This is a genomic window from Bacillus sp. Xin1 (assembly GCF_013314535.1).
In the GTDB taxonomy this organism is placed as follows: domain Bacteria; phylum Bacillota; class Bacilli; order Bacillales; family Bacillaceae_G; genus Bacillus_A.
The window spans coordinates 1-2,602 of the sequence record NZ_JABUAE010000112.1 but is presented as its reverse complement, the minus strand read 5'-3'; the positions used below and the strand labels follow the sequence as shown (position 1 = coordinate 2,602).

Sequence of the window (2,602 nt, the reverse complement as noted above, 5' to 3'; positions counted from 1 at the left end):
CAAAAATGGGTCAAAGGCTGTATTTTATGTCTATCAGTGATTTTTCAGTTAAAAATAACTACCTCGTGATAAATAAAAAGGAAAAGGACTGATAAAGAGTCCCTTTCCTTTTGTATTAAAAAATGGCGTATACACTTACAGTAAATGGTTCAGATGCATTTTTAGGATTCGCAATATACAATGATCTTGCTGATACTACATTTGTTCTATTACCGCTTAATACATCGTGAAAAACAACGGGATCTGTACCAGCAGATACATCTTTCATAACATTGAAGCTAACAAAATCTGGATTTCCTCCCCCCTCAATTTCCCACTTTAAATATTGTGTACCTGAAGGAAGGCTCTCGGTACTAAAGTTCCCACTTGAGCGGTTTTTTTGTCCATCTAAAGGTTTTGGTTGAGATAATACCGTTGCTACTAATTGTTGTGCTTTTGTTTCCATATTACAGTCCCCTTTGCTTAATATATTTTAGTTAGGTTACTACTGTAACCTAACTAAAATATATAACTAATAGAAACAAATAGGTATTGAGAAAATGTAATTTTTTGGGTATGTATAACTTGTTTATTCGTAAATTATTGCATAAACTTGTATTTTAACTTTAGATGGTGCATTTTTTACATTTTCAATATATAGACTTTTTTTCCTCACCACCTCTGTTCGATTCTTATGTAAAACATGTTTGAAAATAATGCAATCAACTCCACCGAATATATCTTCAATAACGTCAAAGCTAATCGCTTCTAAATCTCCAATAGCTCCAATTTCCCATTGTAGATGCCTTGTTCCCTCTGGCATATTTTCAGTACTAAATGGATGGCCAGGTAACACATCTGCTATTAATTCTAACTTCTTAATGTTCATTAATATCTACTCCTTTTAAAAACATAGTTTACTAGAGTATAAATTTTATAAATATATCTAGGTATTGATAAAATTTATACTGGTATTAATTCTAAATAAGTTTAAAAATGTTATACCAGTGGACTTAGGTGTAGCATATTATTAAAGTGAATGTAACAAAAATGGTCGTTTTTGTTACATTATTTCTTTTTACATTCTAGCCTAGATCGTATTGAATTTAGATGTAACTAAATTCTGTCTCAAAAATAATTTGTCACAATATAAATCTTTTACCTTTTGGTTACGCTGATGGTTTATTGATTGGTGTTTTCTGTCTTATTCCCCCTTTTTGGGGGATGGGCATGTACACAAACCCCATATACAAAATTTGTACAACTGAATCATAGAAGACCTAAAAAATACGAACATGATGAGATTCTTGGTGAAGTAATGGATCGAATCGAAGAACGTGAAATTTGGATTCCATTTGGGGAAGTAAAAAGATATTATTTAAGTAAAAATGGTAAATGGTTTCGAAAAATAGAAAAAGAATGGGATGAACAAACACCCAATAATCAAGAGCAGAAAACACTAAAAAAGAAGAATCCTTATTGAAAGGATTCTTTTTGCATTCTAATTTTGTGATCTAATCGATATATCCCCATTGCTTCATAGATTAAAAGGTCTAATTTTTGACTAAAATCAATTACTTTTTGATGGCTAAATCCATATTTTTCTATAAGATAGCTCAACTCTTTTCTTTGGTCTTCTATCATGTCATGTAGTAATCTCATATCCACTTTTCCTTTTAAACTCCTTTATACATAGAATCTCGAAAAAATTGTACCAAAAAAATTGCAAACAAAAAAACAAGACTGAAACCAGCCTTGCCCTAAAGGAAAAAACTAACCCTTATATCTAGAGTACATTATGTATGTGAATTTTTGAAGTGGGATATATTAAGAAAGGATAAAAATGTTACGAATGTAATATTTTTCTTGTTGGTTGTATTTTATAAAGAAACAGTCGAAATTGCTTGTTTATAAAGGAACTGTTGGGTTCTGTTGCAAAGATTTCTAAACTAAGATAACCTGTAGAAAAAGTGTGAGCAGGAGCATGATATATGGGGTATTTTAAAGGAAAACAGTTTAAAAAGGATATTATTTTGGTAGCCGTCGGCTACTATTGTCGTTTTTCTTTAAGTTATCGTGATGTATCTAAAATCTTGAAAGAGCGTGGTGTTTTGGTTCACCCAACAACCATCATGCGCTGGGTTCATGAATATGGAAATCTTATCTATCAAATTTGGAAGAAGACAAATAAAAAACGTTCAATTATCTTGGAAACTAGATGAAACCTATATAAAAGTCAAAGGAAAATGGTGTTATTTATATCATGCAATTGATAAAGACGGGCAAACATTGGATATTCAACTTCGTAAAAAACGGGATCATCAGGCTGCCTATGCCTTTATGAAAAGATTGGTCAAAATCTTTGGAGAACCATCGGTTCTCACTACAGACAAAGCACCAGCATTACTTTGTGCATTTAACAAATTAAGGGAACAAGGCTTTTATATACATACAACTCATTGTACAATCAAGCATTTGAACAATCTCATTGAACAGGACCATAGGCATGTGAAGCGACGTTCTTCCAAATCCGCAGGATTTCAAAATCTTCGCCACGCTTCCCGTACCTTGGAAGGCATCGAAACCATTCATGCTTTATATAAACGAAACCGAAGTCTTGGCT

4 protein-coding genes and 1 pseudogene are annotated in these 2,602 nt (G+C 32.1%); 2 read left to right on the top strand and 3 right to left on the bottom strand.

The genetic code is table 11. The features are described from left to right. Nucleotides 1–115: 115 nt before the first annotated feature. Nucleotides 116–445, bottom strand: coding sequence for a DeoR family transcriptional regulator (locus HRG09_RS27875; protein WP_174104038.1), 330 nt, complete (start codon nucleotides 443–445; stop codon nucleotides 116–118). A 123-nt stretch (nucleotides 446–568) separates the two neighbouring features. After that, nucleotides 569–868: a hypothetical protein gene (locus HRG09_RS27870; protein ID WP_174104037.1), complete on the bottom strand. Its 300-nt coding sequence runs from the start codon at nucleotides 866–868 to the stop codon at nucleotides 569–571. A 357-nt stretch (nucleotides 869–1,225) separates the two neighbouring features. On the opposite strand from HRG09_RS27870, the pseudogene HRG09_RS27865 reads away from it, so the two are divergent. Next, nucleotides 1,226–1,462 (top strand): annotated as a pseudogene (locus HRG09_RS27865) (transposase); the annotation flags it as partial. Here the strand turns inward: HRG09_RS27865 and HRG09_RS27860 are convergent. Then, the gene (locus HRG09_RS27860; RefSeq protein WP_254610200.1) at nucleotides 1,456–1,641 is read right to left on the bottom strand and encodes an aspartyl-phosphate phosphatase Spo0E family protein; all 186 of its coding nucleotides are present in this window, start codon (nucleotides 1,639–1,641) and stop codon (nucleotides 1,456–1,458) included. The pseudogene HRG09_RS27865 and the gene HRG09_RS27860 overlap by 7 nt on opposite strands. Before the next feature lie 329 nt (nucleotides 1,642–1,970). On the opposite strand from HRG09_RS27860, the gene HRG09_RS27855 reads away from it, so the two are divergent. Then, a protein-coding gene (locus HRG09_RS27855; protein ID WP_254610199.1) for an IS6 family transposase occupies nucleotides 1,971–2,602 on the top strand; the annotation gives its coding sequence in 2 pieces (ribosomal slippage) (nucleotides 1,971–2,180 and nucleotides 2,182–2,602; 631 coding nt annotated over the 2 pieces). This gene is flagged as partial in the annotation.

Coding starts and splice junctions, on each gene's coding strand:
- HRG09_RS27870 (WP_174104037.1), bottom strand. CDS start 868: ATGAACATTAAGAAGTTAGAATTAATAGCAGATGTGTTACCTGGCCAT.
- HRG09_RS27875 (WP_174104038.1), bottom strand. CDS start 445: ATGGAAACAAAAGCACAACAATTAGTAGCAACGGTATTATCTCAACCA.
- HRG09_RS27860 (WP_254610200.1), bottom strand. CDS start 1,641: ATGAGATTACTACATGACATGATAGAAGACCAAAGAAAAGAGTTGAGC.